Origin of the sequence: Sphaerotilus montanus (assembly GCF_013410775.1) — a bacterium.
GTDB lineage: Bacteria > Pseudomonadota > Gammaproteobacteria > Burkholderiales > Burkholderiaceae_C > Sphaerotilus > Sphaerotilus montanus.
Genome location: NZ_JACCFH010000001.1, coordinates 158,196 through 172,761, shown reverse-complemented (window position 1 = coordinate 172,761; position 14,566 = coordinate 158,196). Strand labels below are relative to the sequence as shown.

The 14,566-nt window shown below is 68.2% G+C and carries 13 protein-coding genes, 1 tRNA gene, 1 other RNA gene and 1 pseudogene; 3 read left to right on the top strand and 13 right to left on the bottom strand.

Translation table 11 applies throughout. The features are described 5' to 3' along the window. Window positions 1-132: 132 nt before the first annotated feature. A pseudogene (locus BDD16_RS00805) lies at window positions 133-1,257 on the top strand (methyltransferase); the annotation flags it as partial. Between the two features lie 26 nt (window positions 1,258-1,283). Here BDD16_RS00805 and ffs read toward each other — a convergent pair. After that, an RNA gene (gene ffs, locus BDD16_RS00800) (signal recognition particle sRNA small type) lies at window positions 1,284-1,382 on the bottom strand. A 98-nt stretch (window positions 1,383-1,480) separates the two neighbouring features. Here ffs and BDD16_RS00795 point away from each other — a divergent pair. Further along, the gene (locus BDD16_RS00795) at window positions 1,481-1,810 is read left to right on the top strand and encodes an H-NS histone family protein (RefSeq protein WP_179632135.1); all 330 of its coding nucleotides are present in this window, start codon (window positions 1,481-1,483) and stop codon (window positions 1,808-1,810) included. A gap of 56 nt (window positions 1,811-1,866) precedes the next feature. Here the strand turns inward: BDD16_RS00795 and BDD16_RS00790 are convergent. The 12 genes from BDD16_RS00790 to BDD16_RS00735 form a co-directional block, all read right to left on the bottom strand. Continuing rightward, window positions 1,867-1,942, bottom strand: a tRNA-Asn gene (locus BDD16_RS00790). Window positions 1,943-2,014: 72 nt separating this feature from the next. Continuing rightward, a complete protein-coding gene (locus BDD16_RS00785; protein WP_218897644.1) occupies window positions 2,015-4,177 on the bottom strand; it encodes a PAS domain S-box protein in 2,163 nt (720 codons plus the stop codon). A 13-nt stretch (window positions 4,178-4,190) separates the two neighbouring features. Beyond that, window positions 4,191-4,997, bottom strand: coding sequence for an ABC transporter substrate-binding protein (locus tag BDD16_RS00780; RefSeq protein WP_179632132.1), 807 nt, complete (start codon window positions 4,995-4,997; stop codon window positions 4,191-4,193). 194 nt (window positions 4,998-5,191) lie between these two features. Continuing rightward, a complete protein-coding gene (locus BDD16_RS00775) occupies window positions 5,192-6,247 on the bottom strand; it encodes an NAD(P)/FAD-dependent oxidoreductase (protein ID WP_310732761.1) in 1,056 nt (351 codons plus the stop codon). Between the two features lie 13 nt (window positions 6,248-6,260). Continuing rightward, window positions 6,261-6,584, bottom strand: a complete 324-nt coding sequence (fdxA, locus tag BDD16_RS00770; protein WP_179632130.1) for a ferredoxin FdxA — start codon at window positions 6,582-6,584, stop codon at window positions 6,261-6,263. A 58-nt stretch (window positions 6,585-6,642) separates the two neighbouring features. Continuing rightward, complete coding sequence (cobA, locus tag BDD16_RS00765) at window positions 6,643-7,419, bottom strand: uroporphyrinogen-III C-methyltransferase (RefSeq protein ID WP_246332435.1); 777 nt, start codon at window positions 7,417-7,419, stop codon at window positions 6,643-6,645. 11 nt (window positions 7,420-7,430) lie between these two features. Then, entirely contained in the window at window positions 7,431-8,750 is a 1,320-nt protein-coding gene (locus tag BDD16_RS00760; protein WP_179632128.1) for a sulfate adenylyltransferase subunit 1, read from the bottom strand. Continuing rightward, window positions 8,750-9,721 (bottom strand): sulfate adenylyltransferase subunit CysD, encoded by a 972-nt coding sequence (gene cysD, locus BDD16_RS00755; protein ID WP_179632126.1) that lies wholly within the window; start codon window positions 9,719-9,721, stop codon window positions 8,750-8,752. The genes BDD16_RS00760 and cysD overlap by 1 nt, the downstream gene beginning before the upstream one ends. Before the next feature lie 22 nt (window positions 9,722-9,743). Then, the gene (locus BDD16_RS00750) at window positions 9,744-10,466 is read right to left on the bottom strand and encodes a phosphoadenylyl-sulfate reductase (RefSeq protein WP_179632124.1); all 723 of its coding nucleotides are present in this window, start codon (window positions 10,464-10,466) and stop codon (window positions 9,744-9,746) included. Continuing rightward, complete coding sequence (locus BDD16_RS00745) at window positions 10,463-10,990, bottom strand: DUF934 domain-containing protein (protein ID WP_179632123.1); 528 nt, start codon at window positions 10,988-10,990, stop codon at window positions 10,463-10,465. The genes BDD16_RS00750 and BDD16_RS00745 overlap by 4 nt, the downstream gene beginning before the upstream one ends. Window positions 10,991-11,014: 24 nt before the next feature. Then, on the bottom strand, window positions 11,015-12,718 hold the full coding sequence (locus BDD16_RS00740) for a nitrite/sulfite reductase (protein WP_179632121.1): 1,704 nt from the start codon (window positions 12,716-12,718) through the stop codon (window positions 11,015-11,017). Between the two features lie 13 nt (window positions 12,719-12,731). Beyond that, complete coding sequence (locus BDD16_RS00735) at window positions 12,732-13,529, bottom strand: sulfite exporter TauE/SafE family protein (protein ID WP_218897643.1); 798 nt, start codon at window positions 13,527-13,529, stop codon at window positions 12,732-12,734. 91 nt (window positions 13,530-13,620) lie between these two features. Here BDD16_RS00735 and BDD16_RS00730 point away from each other — a divergent pair, with 91 nt between their 5' ends. Next, entirely contained in the window at window positions 13,621-14,550 is a 930-nt protein-coding gene (locus tag BDD16_RS00730) for a patatin-like phospholipase family protein (RefSeq protein WP_246332434.1), read from the top strand. Window positions 14,551-14,566: the final 16 nt, after the last annotated feature.

The window sequence follows — 14,566 nt, the reverse complement described above, 5'->3', positions numbered from 1 at the left end:
CGTCGATGCTAGCGCCTGTCGCGTGCGGCGACCACCGGCGAAGCGTCGAAGCGGCCGACTCCTGCGGTGGATCAGCCGCGGCCGGCGATACTGGCGGGTTCAGCCACTCCCTGCCGCGCGCCGCGCACCGCCATGACCCAGCCTCCGATGTTGACCTGGACCGAAGACGATCAAGTCCGCACCGCCCGCTGGAGATCCGAGAACGGCGCGCCGGTGCCACGCCGTGTCGTGGTGGCGGACGACCAGACCCGTGCGGACGATGCGCTGCGGCTGGCGCGCGACGGGGCGGTGCTGCTGTGGCGGGGCGATTTCCAGAATGCGCGCCTGTTGCTGCAGGCGATGACCCGCCGTCTCGATCGGCCCTCCGGCCCCAGGCCCGCTTCGGCTTCGCTCACCGACCAGTTTCACCGCCATCGTCTGGCGCAGGCCCAGCGGGCCCGCCTGCTGTCGGCGATCGTCATGCCGGTCGAGGCCGACTACACCATTGCCCTGCGTCGTGCACCCGATTGGCGCCAGGCCTGCGAGGAGGCGTACGGGGCGCCGGATGGACAGATGTCCGTGGTGTCGCTGCGGGAGTTGCTGGGGCTCGTCGGTGCCCATGAATGGCGCAAGAAGGGGGTGCCGATCGTGGCAACAGGCGGGCGTGTCCATGCCCACTACGGTGTGTTTTCTCCCGTGCGCGGCGAATACATCGATCTTGTGGCGACGACGCCGTTGCCTTCGGCGGCGCTGGCCTTCGACATCGGCACCGGCACGGGTGTCCTGGCCGCGGTGCTCGCGCAGCGGGGCGTGCAGCGAATCGTCGCAACAGATCTGGATCCCCGGGCACTGGCATGCGCCGCCGACAATCTGGAGCGTCTCGGACATGCCGGGCAGGTCGAACTCGTGAAGGCGGATCTGTTTCCGGCTGGACGTGCGCCGCTGGTCGTGTGCAATCCGCCGTGGCTGCCAGGCAAGCCCAGTTCCTCGATCGAGCATGCCATCTACGACCCGGAAAGTCGCATGCTGAAGGGATTCCTGGCCGGACTGGCCGAGCACCTGAGCCCCGGCGGCCAGGGTTGGTTGATCCTGTCGGATCTGGCCGAGCACCTGGGTCTGCGCAGTCGGGCGCAGTTGCTGGAATGGATCACGCAAGGAGGCTTGCGCGTGCTGGATGTCCGGACGATTCGTCCGCGCCATCCCAAGGCGGGTGATCCGCAGGATGCACTGCATGCCGCCCGGTCTGCCGAGGTCACCATGCTCTGGCAACTGGTGATCGATGCGCCGTTGCGCACAGGAGATGGGGTGACGAGCCTGAACCCTGGCACTGGAGGCTAACGGTTAGGGCTGCTTCGTTCCCGACCTGACCCGTTTGGCCGCGCCCCCATGCAGGGAGGCCCGTCACCGCGGATTGTAATCGACTTGGCCGGAATGCTGTACCGAATCCGGTTCTGTGCGATTATCTGCGCTCTGTTACAGCTTGCAGGCCCGTCATTCATCGATGAAGAACACCGAACGCCAGATCGTTGACTCTGAAAACGACGCTGAAAGAATTGCTGCGATCCGCAAGATCCGCAAGTTGATGGATTTCTGGCGCATCACGCCAGCAGAGTTGCGTGGGCGGCCGATTGCCATCACGCGCACGCAATCTCCCGCCGAAATTCGATACCGACATCCGCTGACGCAGGAGGTCTGGGACGGGCAAGGGACGCAGCCGCAGTGGCTGCGTGATGCCCTGATCAAGGAGGGCTACACCGTGGAGGAATTGCGCCGCACGGTGCAGCAGCAGACCCCTGCGGCTGAAGCGGATACCACCTCGGCGGCGACTTGATCAAGACATGAAAAAAGGCCTGATCGGTGAAGATTCAGGCCTTTTGCTGGATGTCTTGGCTCCCCGACCTGGACTCGAACCAGGGACCTGCGGATTAACAGTCCGTCGCTCTACCAACTGAGCTATCAGGGAATCGTTCTGCGTTTTGTCTTCAACTGACAAGACGTATATTGTAGGACAAGAATTAGTGCGAGCGCAATGGTTTCAGCCAACTTTATTGACGGAGACTGCGCTGGGCGTTCGATCGATGGCGGGCAGGACCACGTGACAGACGCTGCCGCCGTTCGGATGGTTCTTGCAATGCACGTCTCCATCCAGTCCGCGCAGGATCTGCCGGCAGATCGCCAGTTCCAGGCCACTGCTGTCGCTGGGGGCGTCGGTGGCCCGGCGCGGCTGGAAGAAGGCAGAGAACATCGTCTCGCACTCGGTTTCTGGCAGGCCCTGGCCGGCGTCATGGATCCACCAGTGCAGCACGCCCTCGCTGTCGCGCGAGGCGTGCACCTCGATGTGGCTGCCCGGTGGAGACACGTGCACTGCTCGCTCGATCAGGGTGCGTGCCGCCTGCTGGAACCGCAGGGCATCGACACAGGCCGTTCCGTCCGCGCAAGGCTTCACGGTGATGTCGATCTGTCGCGTCCTGGCGTCGATGCGTGCATGCCGGATCACTTCTCCGATCAGATCGCAGGTGTCGACACGCACCCGGTGCAGCGTCCCGGAGGTGCTGTTCACCCTTGACAGGTCCAGCAGGTCGTTGACCACCAGCAGCATGCGCTGGCCGCCACTCTGGATGTGGGTGAACAGTTCATGTTGCGCGCTGTCGTGGCGACTGCGCATGACGCCCAGTTCCGAGAAACCGATGATCGACTGCAGCGGCGTGCGCAGCGCATGGCTGAGATTGCCGATGAACTCGGACTCGGCGCGGTGGGCCGCCTCCGAGGCGCTCACCGCGTCCGCTGCCCGCTGCTCGGCTTCCCGGAAGCTGGTCACATCGGTGATGCTGCCGATCACGCCACCGGGGCGGCCGTCCGGGCGTGTCAGCGCCACCTTGGCGACCAGCGCCTGTCGCCTGGCGCCATTGCGCAGGATGATGTTCTCCATGTAGCTGCTCTGGCCGGCGCCAGCCCAGAGTGCCACATCGCGTACCGGGTGGTAGGCGAGATGGCTCAGGGTCGGATCGGTGTCGGCGCGTTGCCCGATCAGGTCCTCGCGGCGCACGCCCAGGAAGTCCTCGAAGGCCTGGTTCACCAGCACGTAGCGCCCCAGTGGATCCAGCACGAACATCGGTGCCGGCGCCGCCTCGATCACGGCCCGCAGATGGCGTTCGCTTTCCTCCAGCCGGTGGCGTGTGCGGTCCAGTACCGCGGCCATGCGCTCGTGCGCGCGCAGGCTGCGCCAGCTGGCGACGGTTCCGGCCACGATCACCAGCATGCCGACGACATCCGCGACCAGCAGCCAGCCCAGTTTGCTGCGCCAGGTCGAACGCACCTCGGCCATGGGCTCCTCGACCACGACCAGCAGCGGATGCTTGCGGCTGGCCCGGAACGAGGTGACGACCACGGTCGCATCCAGCCCTGTGCCTTCGTAGCTGCCGTGTTCCTGATCCGGCAGGAATTCCTGCAGCGCGCGGTGGCCTGGCACGCTGGTGCCGGGCAGTCGCTGCACACCCTCGGTGCCCGCCAGCAGGCGTCCCTGGTAGTCCAGCAGCGCCGCGTTCAGCGTGTGCTCGCCGAGGATCTGCTGGAAATGGTTGGACAGGTAGTCCGGGTTCAGCGCAGCCACTGCCAGATAAGTGACGCCATCGGGCGTCCGGCTCTGGCGCACCAGGGTGATCAACCCGACCCCCGGCAGCGGTGGTGGTGTGCCGGCCGGGCGCCTGGTCACGTCCTGACGGGCGGCATCGATCAGATCGCGGCCCGGCAGCCAGGGACCCAGCCAGGCCTCGTCGGTGCTGACCGGTTGCCCGAGCAACTGCACATCGAAGGTGGCACCGATTGCGGTGGGGTTGGAACTCGTCAGGACCTTGCCGCTGGTGTCCAGCACCGAGAGGCTGCGCATGTACGGCAGGCCGCGCACGGCCTCGACCAGCCGCTCGGACAGGTTGCTGGCGGCTGGTTCGCCACTGTGCAGGCGCTCGCTGACCATGGCCAGCGCGAGTGCGGTTGCATCCAGCGTGCGGGTGGTCTCGTCTTCCAGCAGCCGGACCAGCAACTGGGTCCGCCGGGTTTCCTGCGCCAGCGTGTCCTGGTGCTGGTAGACCGCGAATGCGCCGGACAGCAGGACGAGCAGCAGCAGCAGACCCGATCCGACCCAGACCAGCTGCGTGCTGCTCAGCCAGGTCGTGCGCATGGAGGCCTCGCGGGAATTCATGGGTGGGTGGTGGTCACGGTCTGGTGGTTGGCCGGATCACGATTTCGGACAGCCGGTACCGGCGTGCCGCGCTTTCGAGGCGGCCGTCCTGGCGCATGTCGGTGACGAACCGGTTGACGCGCGCGAACCACTCGTCGTCACCCGGGCGGAGGGCATAGGCATAGGGCAGGACATGGAAGGGTTGCGGGGGACTGATCAGCCGGGCCCATTCTGCGTTGTCGAGCAGGCGCCGGCTGTAGGGGTAGTCCGTCATGAAGACATCGACCCGGCCCGCTTCCAGTTCCTGCTCCCGCGTGGCCGGTGGCCGGATCACCACGAGACTGGCCCGGTGCAGCGCAGCGCGCATCACCGGCTCCATGAAGGTACCGGCCTGCACGGCGACCTGCACACCGGGCTGGTCGATGTCTTCCCAGCGGCGCACTGCACGGCTGCTGCGGGTCGCGACGGCGTAGATGTCGCTTTGCAGATACGGCAGGCTGAAGCGAAGCACCTTCTCGCGCTGTGGCAGCACGCCCACGGCAAACATCGCGATGTCGCACCGGTCCTTCAGAAGATCGTCGACCAGCGAGGTGAAGGACGAATCGACGTGGTGGAGCCGTGCACCCAGTTCCCGGGCGAACTCGGCCGACAGGTCGATGTCGAGTCCGGTGAACTGGCGCGTCTTGGGGTTGCGGTAGCTGATGCCGTAGTAGTCCGGCCAGACACAGACCCGCAGTTCGCCGCTGCGGTGGATCCGGTCGAGCACCTCGCCGGCGCTGGCAGAGCAGGCCATCAGGCTGGCGAGCAGCGTCGAGCTCAGCCATGGCAGGCAGGCGTGCATCCGAGTTCTTCCAGGTTGGCCAGCGGCACGGTTCATGAGGCAGCTCGCAGAAATACGAATCTTGACATCCGGAAGTGTGATGCCGCCTAGGGAGATCTCTCGGTGTCCGGTGTGCTGGGGGCCGATTCGCGCTGACGCGTGTGCGGGAATGCGCACGGACGTTGTCGGGCCATGCCGACAGGTGTGCACCGGGCTCAGCCGGCGAGCCCGAGGCGGCGGTGCAGGAGCGGGCTGCTGGTCGTGTACAGGAGCGGTCCGCGCTCCTGTGGCCGCAGGCGGTCGTGTGCGGCATGGGCGGCGAGCGTCGCTTCGTGGAACCCGCAGACGATCAGCTTCTTCTTGCCGGGGTAGGTGTTGATGTCGCCGACGGCGTACACGCCCGGCTGTGCGGTCTCGAAGGTGGCGACATCGACCGGCAGCAGCTTGCGCTCCAGCGCGAGCCCCCAGTCGGCCAGCGGGCCAAGCCGCGGGCTGAGTCCCTGGCAGACGATCAGGACGTCGAGCGCTTGCTGCGTCTCCACGCCTTCGGCGTCCAGCACCGTCACGGAGGCCAGCCGATCCCCCTGGGTCTGCGCGGCGGTGATCTGGCCGATGCACACGCGCAGCCGCCCATCGGCACGCAGCGCGGCCACACGCGCCAGCAGCCCCGCCTCGGCGCTGAACTGGTCGCGCCGGTGCAGCAGGGTCACCTCGGTGGTCTGCGGCAGTTCGGCGAGCGTGGCGGCGCGCAGCAGGGCGGCCTCGTCGCCGCCGACCACGAGGACCCGCTGGCCGGCGAAGGGCGCCAGATCGTCCGGGTGGTGAAAGACCTGCCGTTGCTCGTGCGCTTCCAGGCCGGCCACCTTGATGCGGCGGGGCGTGAAGGCGCCCACGCCTGCCGCGATGAAGACGCTGCGTGCCAGAAACTGCGGTCCCGCACCAGTGCCGACCGCGAAGCGGCCGTCGTCCAGCGGGCGCAGCGTCTGCACCTCGTGGCCGACATGCAGGCCGTGCCGGAACGGGGCGATCTGCTGGAGCAGGCGCTCGGCCAGTTCCCGGCCGGTGCACACGGGCACACCGGGGATGTCGTAGATGGGCTTGTCGGCGTAGAGCGCGACACATTGGCCGCCGGCCTGCGGCAGCACGTCCACCACCTGCGCCGACAGCCCGAGCAGGCCGAGCTGGAAGGCCTGGAACAGACCGACCGGACCGGCGCCGATCACCAGGGCGTCGGTGTCGATCGGGGTGGCGGGCAGCACGGGCGTGGACACGTCCGGCCGCAGATCAGCGTTGCAGGAACTGGAGCTTGTCCTTGACGTCCTTCCACTGCTCGGCGTCGGGCAGCGGGGCCTTGCGCTTGGTGATGCTGGGCCACTTGGGCGTCAGATCGGCGTTGATCTTGATGAAGGCGAGCTGGTCGGCGGGCACGTCTTCCTCGGGGAGGATGGCGTTGACCGGGCACTCGGGGATGCAGACCGCGCAGTCGATGCACTCGTCCGGGTCGATGACCAGGAAATTGGGGCCTTCGCGGAAGCAGTCGACGGGACAGACGTCCACACAATCGGTGTACTTGCAGCGGATGCAGGCTTCGGTGACGACGTGGGTCATGACGCGGTTTTCACTCGGTAGTTGGTAGGAGACACGGCAAAGGCAAAACTGATCGATTTTAAGGGGTCGGCCCGATTCCCGTGGCTTGACCTTGCTCAAGCACAGGTCTGGCCCCGGCGCCGACCGTGACCAGCGTGGGTCGACCGCCGTGGCGCTCGCCCGCGTCCGCCAGGGTGGCGACGACGTGCTGGCTGATGTGCTGGTCCGGCCAGCCGGCGCGCGAGACCACCAGCACGGGGGTTTCTGGTGCCCAGCCGACCTCGCGCAGCCGCTCGGCCAGCGAGGCGAGCTGGCGGCCCGCCATGTAGAACACCTCGGTGTCGGCGCTGCGACGGGCCTGCAATTCGCCCGTCTGGGTCATGGCGGTGCTGAACGCGACGCTGCGCCCCACGCCACGCCGCGTGAGCGGACGCTGCGTTGCCGCGGCGGCCGCCAGCGCGGACGTGATGCCGGGCACCACCTCGCAGCCGATGCCCGCGGCGCGCAGCGCTTCGAGTTCTTCTTCGAGCCGGCCGAACACGCTCGGATCACCGCCCTTGAGCCGCACCACGCGCGACGAGCGCTGCGCGTGTTCGACCAGCAGGGCGTTGATGCGGGCCTGTCCCGTGCTGCTGGTGCTGAAGCCGCGCTTGCCGACATCGACCCAGTCGGCCGAGGGCGCCTCGTCGCGCAGGGCCGGATCGGTCAGCGCATCGAACAGCACGACCTCCGCCTCGCGCAGCCGGCGCAGACCCCGCAGCGTGATCAGATCCGCCGCACCCGGTCCGGCGCCGATGAACACGACGCGGACCTGCTCGTTCGGCTGGTGATCGAACAGAGGAGCCTGGGGCTGCAAGGTGCGCGACCTCAGGCCTGGACCAGCAGCGCGCCGCTGGTGCGGTTGGTGGTCGGATCGACCACGATCAGCGCACCACCGACGCGGTTGTCGGCATAGGCCTCGACCGGCAGCGCCTGCTGGGTCTGGAGTTGCACGCGGCCGATCTCGTTGACGCCCAGTTCGTGGGCATCGACTTCTTCGAGCGTGTTGATGTCCAGCCGGTGGTCGATCGCGGTGATGCGGGCCTGCACCCAGCGGTTGCCGTGGCGCACCCAGTACTTGCGGCCGAGGACTGCCGGCTCGGTGTCCAGCCAGGCCAGCGTGCCGCTGAAGGTCTGCTGCGTCGGGGCGCTGCCGGGCGTGAAGACCCAGTCGCCGCGCGAGACATCGACCTGGCGGTCCAGCACGATGCCGGCGGACTGCCCGGCGGTGCAGGCGTCCACGACGCTGCCGGCGTGGCGCACCGAGGCGACGATGGCGGTCTCGCCGCTCGGGAAGATCTGCACGGTGTCGCCGGCCTTCACCGAGCCGTGGGCGATGCGGCCCCACATGACGCGGTGCTGGTGGCCGGTGCCGTGGCCTTCGTCGCGGGCGACGTACTGGATGGGCACGAGCAGGTTGCCGTCGTGCGCCTCGTCCGCAACGGGCAGCGTCTCCAGCAGCTGCAGCAGCGTCGGGCCGGTGTACCAGTCCCAGTTCGCCGACGGCGTGGCCACGTTGTCGCCGCGCAGCGCGGAGACCGGCACGATGCCGCGCACGGTGATACCGGCTTCTTCGGCGAACTTCGTCAGCGCCTTCGACACGGCGTCGAAGGCGGCTTGCGTGCCGACCTCGATCGCGTCGAGCTTGTTGATCGCGAACACGATGCTCGGCACGCGCAGCAGGCGGGCCAGCAGGCTGTGGCGGCGCGTCTGCGGCAGCAGCACGACGTCGTCCACCGACGTGTCCAGCTTGGTGATGTCCACCAGCACGACGGCCGCGTCGGAGCCGGCAGCCGCCGTCACCATGTTGCGGGTGTACTGCTCATGGCCGGGGGCGTCGGCGATGATGAACTTGCGCGTCTTGGTCGCGAAGTACTGGTAGGCCACGTCGATCGTGATGCCTTGCTCGCGTTCGGCTTCGAGGCCATCGGTCAGCAGCGACAGGTCGATCGGCGCGCCCGCCGCACGCTTTTCCAGCGCGTCGAGCTTGTCGGCCAGGATGCCGCGGCTGTCGAACAGCAGGCGGCCGATCAGCGTGCTCTTGCCGTCGTCCACGCTGCCGGCGGTCAGGAAACGCAGCGCCTTGTGGGCCAGTTCTTCCCCGGCGTCGATGTGTTCCACGTTGTTCACGTCAGTCACGGTGCTCATCAGAAATACCCTTCCTTCTTGCGGCGCTCCATCGAGGCCTCGGAGGTGCGGTCGTCCATGCGGGTCGCGCCACGCTCGGAGACGGTCACCTGCAGCGTCTCGGCGACGATGTCGGCGGTGGTCGCGGCGTCAGACTCGACCGGGCAGGTGCAGGTCATGTCACCCACGGTGCGGAAGCGCACGTCCACCGTTTCCACCGTGTCGCTCGCGTCCGGCGGCGTCACGTCCGTCACCGGCACCAGCAGGCCCTTGCGGCGGTAGATCTCGCGCTTGTGCGTGTAGTAGATGTTCGGCAGCGGGATGTTCTCGCGGGCGATGTAGAGCCACACGTCGAGTTCGGTCCAGTTGCTGATCGGGAAGGCGCGGAAATGCTCGCCCGGCTTGATGCGGGTGTTGAACAGGTTCCAGAGTTCCGGGCGCTGCTCCTTGGGCTGCCACTGACCGAAGCTGTCGCGGTGCGAGAAGATGCGCTCCTTGGCGCGGGCCTTCTCCTCGTCGCGGCGGGCGCCACCGATCATGCAGTCGAAGCGGTGCTCCTCGATCGTTTCCAGCAGCGTCACCGTCTGGTGGCCGTTGCGCGACTCCAGCGGGTGCGCCAGGCGGATCGTGCCCTTCTTCATCGAGTCTTCGAGGTGTCCGACGATCAGCCGCTCGCCCATCTCGGCAACGCGCGCGTCACGGAACTCGATGACCTCGGGGAAGTTGTGGCCGGTGTCCACGTGGACCAGCGGGAAGGGCAGCTTGCCGGCGAACACCGGGCGCTCGCCGGGCTTCGACAGCTTCTGCTTGAAGGCTTTTTCCGCGAGGTGCAGCACCACGCAGGAGTCCTTGCCGCTGGAGAACAGCAGGCCGGGGCGCTCGAAGGCGCCGGCGACTTCGCGCAGGATGAAGATGGCTTCTTCTTCCAGCGCGTCGAGGTGGCGGTGGTCCACGTCGGGGAGCAGGTGGGTCATGGTCGTCGGGGCGTTCATGGGTCTTGTCGGTCGTGTCGCTTCAGGCGGCGGGCTGCTTGACGTGCAGGCCACATTCCTTGGCCGACTCGTCTTCCCACCACCAGCGGCCGGCGCGGAACTCCTGTCCGACCGCGATGGCGCGGGTGCAGGGGGCGCAGCCGATGCTGGGCATGAACTGGTCGTGCAGCGGGTTGTACGGCACCTCGTTGGTCGCGATGTAGTGCCACACGTCGTTCCAGCTCCAGTCCACCAGAGGGCTGATTTTCGCACGACCGGCATCGTCGCTCTCCACGGCCTGTGCTTCGCCGCGGGCGGTGGACTGGTCGCGGCGCAGGCCGGTCACCCAGGCGGTGCGTCCGGTGAGCATCCGGCCGAGCGGCTCCATCTTGCGGATGCCGCAGCACGCCTTGCGCAGCGCCAGGCTCTCGTACATGGCTTTCTCGCCGTTCGTGCGCACGAACTGGACCACCGACTCTTCCACCGGCCGGTAGACCTCGACGGCCAGCCCGTAGCGCTCGGTGATGCGCGGGATCAGCGCGACGGTCTCGGGGTGCAGCGCGCCGGTTTCCAGCGTCGCCAGCGTGATCGGCAGGCCCAGCTTGGCGATCAGGTCGGTGACGACCATGTCCTCGGCGCCGAGGCTGGTGGACTGCAGGATCGTGCCGGGATGGGCCGCGGCGGCGTCCTTCAGGATCTGGACCGTGGCGGCCAGGCGTTCGTCGAAGCCGGCGGTCTTGCGGCCGTACAGGGCGATGGCGCTCATATCGCGGCTCCTGCGTTCAGGTACTCGGGCGTGCCCGTGGTGGCCGGGCGGGCGAAGACGGGACGCGGCTCCTGCACATCGCCCTGGTAGTGGCCGGGGAAGAAGGTCAGCGCCCGGTCGGCAGCTTCCAGCGACTGGTCGCGGCGCAGCACGGCGGCGTTGAAGCCGGTGCGCTGCAGCAGCAGCACCATGTCGACCAGCACATCGCCGGTGGCGCGGATCTCGCCCGCGAAGCGGTAACGCGAACGCAGCAGGCGGGCTTGCGTGTAGGCGCGGCCGTCGACCCACTTGGGGAACTGCAGCACGACCAGCGACAGGCGCGGCAGGTCGGCTTCCAGCGTCTCGATGTCCACGTTGTTGGGCACGATCACGCCGGTCAGCAGGCCAGCCGGCCAGGTCTCGCGCACGGCGTGCCACTGCGCCAGGGTCAGCAGCTGGTGGTCGCGGGCGACGGGGTGGGGGGACGGGCCGTCTTCGCCGCCGACGGTGTGCCAGGCGTCGTGGGGGGTGTCGATGAACTTCATGGTGGGCTCTCTCGCGTCTCGGGCTCAGGCGGCGGCGGTGTGGTCGCGGGCGGTGGCGATGCGCTGGGCGTTGGCAGCGACCTTGAATGGCTCCAGCCCCAGGCGGTGCAGCGTGTCGATGAACTTCTCGCCGGCCGCGCGCTCGCTGCGGTAGGTCTCCAGGATGGCTTCCACCGCATCGGTGATCTCGCTGGCCGCGAACGACGGGCCGATCACCTTGCCGGGCACGGCGGTGGGCGCGTGCGCCGAGCCGTCCGAGCCGCCCAGCGTCACCTGGTACCACTCGCTGCCGTCCTTGTCGACGCCGAGGATGCCGATGTGGCCGCTGTGGTGGTGACCGCAGGAGTTGATGCAGCCGCTGATGTGCAGGTCGATCTCGCCCAGGTCGAACACCTCGTCCAGATCGGCGAAACGCTCGGTCAGCTCGGCCGCCACCGGGATGGAGCGGGCGTTGGCCAGGTCGCAGAAGTCGCCGCCGGGGCAGGCGATCATGTCGGTGACGAGGCCGATGTTGGGCGTGGCGTAGCCGGCGGCCTTGGCGGCGGCATAGACCTCGGGCAGGTCACTGGCCTTGATCCACGGCAGCAGCAGGTTCTGGTCGTGCGTCACGCGCAACTCGCCGAAGGAGTAGCGGTCGGCCAGATCGGCGGCCTGGTCCATCTGCACGTCGGTCACGTCGCCAGGGGCTTGTCCTGCACGCTTGACCGACAGCGTCACCGCGCGCCAGCCCGGCACCTGGTGGGCGTGCACGTTGCGCTGGATCCAGCGCTGGTAGGCCAGCGGCAGGTCAGCGGGCAGGCCGACTTCCGGCAGCGGCACCACCTCGGCCGGCCGGGTGAAGCAGGCGGCTACGCGGTCGAACTCGGCCTGCGTGATCAGGTGGGCGGCGCCGTCGAGGTCACGGCTCAGGATGTTGGCGAACTCGGCGTTGACGGCGTCGAAATACTTCTGGCCTTCCGCCTTCACCAGGATCTTGATGCGCGCCTTGTAGGCGTTGTCGCGCCGGCCGTAGCGGTTGTAGACCCGGATGATGGCTTCGAGGTAGACGAGGATCTGCTGCCAGGGCACGAACTCGCTGATGACCGAGCCGATGATCGGCGTGCGGCCCATGCCCCCGCCGACCTGGACGCGGAAACCGATCTCGCCGGCCTCGTTCTTCTTCAGTTGCAGGCCGACGTCATGCCAGCCGATCGCGGCGCGGTCTTCCACGGCGCCCGACACGGCGATCTTGAACTTGCGCGGCAGGAAGGCGAACTCGGGGTGCAGCGTGCTCCACTGGCGCAGCAGCTCGCAGTAGGGGCGCGGGTCGACGATCTCGTCGGCGGCGACACCGGCCAGCCCGTCGGTGGTGGTGTTGCGGATGCAGTTGCCGCTGGTCTGGATGCCGTGCATGTCCGCGGCGGCCAGCTTGTCCATCACGTCGGCGGCCTGCGTCAGCGGGATCCAGTTGAACTGGACGTTCTGGCGCGTCGTGAAGTGGGTGTAGCCGCGGTCGTGCACGCGGGCGATCTCGGCCAGCGCGCGGATCTGGCGGCTGCTGATCGCGCCGTAGGGCACGGCCACGCGCAGCATCGGCGCATGGCGCTGGATGTACCAGCCGTTCTGCAGGCGCAGGGCCTTGAAGTCGTCGCCGTCGAGCTGGCCGGCGAAGTGGCGGTCGAGCTGGTCGCGGAACTGGGCCGCGCGGGCGTGGACGAACTGGCGGTCGAAGTCGGTGTACTGGTACATGGAGGGCAGCCGTTCAGGCAGTCAGCAGAATTTTCTTGGCGGCGAGCAGCAGCGAGGCGCACAGCGCGAGGCGTGTCCACACGTCCGGCAGCATCTTGGTCAGGCGCGCGCCGATCCAGATGGCGGGCACCGAACCGACGAGCAGCTCGATCAGCAGCGCCCAGTGGACGTTGCCGAGCGTGGCATGGCCGATGCCGGCCACGATGGTCAGCGGCACCGCGTGCGCGATGTCGGTGCCCACCAGCCGGGTGGTCGGCAGGCGGGGGTAGAGCAGCAGGATCATCGTGGCGCCCAGCGCTCCGGCGCCGATGGAACTCAGCGACACCAGCACGCCCAGGACCAGGCCGCACACCAGTGTCAGCGTGGTCTGGCGCTGCGGCGTGATGAAGCGCTCCAGCCACAGGCCGATGCGGTGCCACACCGGGCGGAAGATGATGGTCACGGCCGTCAGCACCAGCGCGATGCCCAGCGCGACGCTCAGCATGCTGTCGGCGCGCTTGGTGATGCCGACCATGTGCATGTAGGCGGTGGTGGCGATCGACGCCGGGATGCTGCCGGCGAGCAGCCAGCCGGTGATGCGGTAGTCGACGTGGCCGTGGCGGTGGTGGGCGATCGAGCCGGAGACCTTGGTCAGCCCGGCGAACCACAGGTCGGTGCCGATGGCGACCGCCTTCTCCAGGCTGAACACCGAGATCAGCAGCGGTGTCATCAGCGAGCCACCGCCCACGCCGGTCACCCCCACGATCAGCCCGATGCCGAACCCGGCGGCGATGGCCAGCCAGTCGATCGTGAAACCCAGGGTGTCGAGCATGTAGGGGTACCTTGCAGTGCAGCAAAATCAGGATGTGCGACTCTAGTGGCTGTAGTCATGCCGACAAACAACATTTTAAGATGATGCTTATATGAATTCAGACATTAGAACTGGGCGCCGCCGCCTGCTGACGGTGCTCGGGACCGTGGCCGTGCTGGGGCTGGCGGGCTGCGGGACGACCGGGTCGATGCAGACCGGCGCGCCCGCCGTGACCGAACCGGCCATGGCCGCGCGTCCGGCGCCGCGGCTGCCACGCATCGGTCTGGCGCTGGGCGGTGGTGCTGCGCGCGGCTTCGCGCACATCGGCGTGATCCAGGTGCTGGAGGAGAACGGCATCCGCCCGGACCTGGTCGTCGGCACCTCTGCGGGCAGCGTGGTCGCCGCGCTCTACGCCGCGGGCTACTCGGGCGCGCAGCTGGCGACGCTGGCCGACGGCATGGACGAGTCGTCGATCACCGACTGGGCCTTTCCGCTGCGCGGCGCGATCCGCGGCGAGGCGCTGGCGGCCTACATCCGCAAGAACACCAGCGGCAAGAACATCGAGCAGCTGAAGATGCCGCTGGGCATCGTCGCCACCGATCTGGCGGACGGGCAGCCCATCCTGTTCCAGCGCGGCGACACCGGCACGGCGGTGCGGGCGTCGAGTTCGGTGCCGGCCGTGTTCCAGCCGGTGAAGATCGGCGAGCGCGAGTACGTGGACGGCGGGCTGGTCGCGCCGGTGCCGGTGCGCTATGCCAAGCAGATGGGCGCCGAGTTCGTCATCGCGGTGGACATCTCTTCGCCGCCGGACGGTGCGGCGACGGGCGACGCGATGCGCATGCTGCTGCAGACGTTTTCCATCATGGGCCGCAGCATCAACAACTTCGAGCTGAAGGAGGCGGACATCGTGCTGCGCCCCCGGCTCACCGGCATCTCCAGTGCCGACTTCGCGGCCCGCAAGCGCTCGATCGCGGCGGGGCGGGAGATGGGGCTGGCGATGCTGGCGGAGATGAAGGGCAAGATTGCTGCAAAGACACGCTGAGTCGGGTGGCCCTCCG

Excerpts from the sequence above, each read along its gene's own strand:
- BDD16_RS00795 (WP_179632135.1), top strand. The coding sequence starts at position 1,481 with ATGAAGAACACCGAACGCCAGATCGTTGACTCTGAAAACGACGCTGAA.
- cysD (WP_179632126.1), bottom strand. The coding sequence starts at position 9,721 with ATGAACGCCCCGACGACCATGACCCACCTGCTCCCCGACGTGGACCAC.
- BDD16_RS00735 (WP_218897643.1), bottom strand. The coding sequence starts at position 13,529 with ATGCTCGACACCCTGGGTTTCACGATCGACTGGCTGGCCATCGCCGCC.
- BDD16_RS00730 (WP_246332434.1), top strand. The coding sequence starts at position 13,621 with ATGAATTCAGACATTAGAACTGGGCGCCGCCGCCTGCTGACGGTGCTC.
- fdxA (WP_179632130.1), bottom strand. The coding sequence starts at position 6,584 with ATGACCCACGTCGTCACCGAAGCCTGCATCCGCTGCAAGTACACCGAT.
- BDD16_RS00785 (WP_218897644.1), bottom strand. The coding sequence starts at position 4,177 with ATGAATTCCCGCGAGGCCTCCATGCGCACGACCTGGCTGAGCAGCACG.
- BDD16_RS00750 (WP_179632124.1), bottom strand. The coding sequence starts at position 10,466 with ATGAGCGCCATCGCCCTGTACGGCCGCAAGACCGCCGGCTTCGACGAA.
- BDD16_RS00740 (WP_179632121.1), bottom strand. The coding sequence starts at position 12,718 with ATGTACCAGTACACCGACTTCGACCGCCAGTTCGTCCACGCCCGCGCG.
- BDD16_RS00780 (WP_179632132.1), bottom strand. The coding sequence starts at position 4,997 with ATGCACGCCTGCCTGCCATGGCTGAGCTCGACGCTGCTCGCCAGCCTG.
- BDD16_RS00760 (WP_179632128.1), bottom strand. The coding sequence starts at position 8,750 with ATGAGCACCGTGACTGACGTGAACAACGTGGAACACATCGACGCCGGG.
- BDD16_RS00745 (WP_179632123.1), bottom strand. The coding sequence starts at position 10,990 with ATGAAGTTCATCGACACCCCCCACGACGCCTGGCACACCGTCGGCGGC.